The sequence below is a fragment of the Oleiphilus sp. HI0079 genome (genome assembly GCF_001635105.1).
In genome coordinates this window covers 1-804 of the sequence record NZ_LWFT01000237.1, presented here as the reverse complement: position 1 = coordinate 804, position 804 = coordinate 1, and the positions used below count along the sequence as shown (strand labels likewise).

Here is an 804-nt window from a genome sequence, read left to right as displayed (position 1 = left end):
TTGTCCGTTCTTTACGGCAACACCGATGGTTGATAACCCGCATTTAAACCCAAACAATGATGATAAAGAGCTCAATAAAACCCTAGCTCGCGGTTGCCCTCTGAAGCGTATTGCGCGGGTAGAAGAGATCGTCAATGTCATGGTGATGATGCTATCGCCAGCGAACACGTATATGAACGGTATTGCTGTTCCCGTGGATGGCGGTATGTCGGCGATGTGAATTGGGTGAAATAGCGACAGCGATTGCTTAAGCTGTGATGAAAGCGTGTTCAAATTGCGCACTGATGTGCATGTGAACTCTGCTTTCTCTCAAACGTTCGCTTTGCCTGAGCCGCCCTCGCGACGCTATATAGAATTAAGGCATCAGAGTACTTTTACTCTGCCTCTTTGTTGATAAAGAATAATTGGAGAAAAGCATAATGTCAGATTCACGCGAGTACGACGTGATTATATGGGGTGCTAGTAGCTTTACTGGTCGCTTAGTGGCTGAGTTTTACCTGAACACCTATGGCCTTGATGGCGAACTTAAGTGGGCAATGGCAGGGCGCAACCAAGCAAAGCTTGAAGAGGTTCGCGCAGAGCTGGGTAATACGGATGTGCCTATTTTAATTGGTAACAGCCATGACGCTGCGAGTCTAAAAGAGCTTGTTAGCAAAACGAAAGTTATTTGTACGACCGTTGGGCCTTATGCGCTTTATGGCAGTGAACTGGTTGCAGCTTGTGTTGAAGCCGGTACAGACTATTGTGATCTCGCTGGTGAGACGCAATGGATTCGCCGTATGATCGATCAGCACCATGAGCGTG

At 47.4% G+C, this 804-nt stretch carries 2 protein-coding genes; both read left to right on the top strand.

Annotation, left to right across the window (positions count from 1 at the left end):
* Positions 1-220: SDR family oxidoreductase (locus A3750_RS03575; protein ID WP_156498359.1), on the top strand; the 220-nt coding region annotated here is incomplete at its 5' end.
* A 199-nt stretch (positions 221-419) separates the two neighbouring features.
* The coding region (locus tag A3750_RS03570) for a saccharopine dehydrogenase NADP-binding domain-containing protein (protein WP_197474857.1) at positions 420-804 on the top strand (385 nt) is incomplete at its 3' end.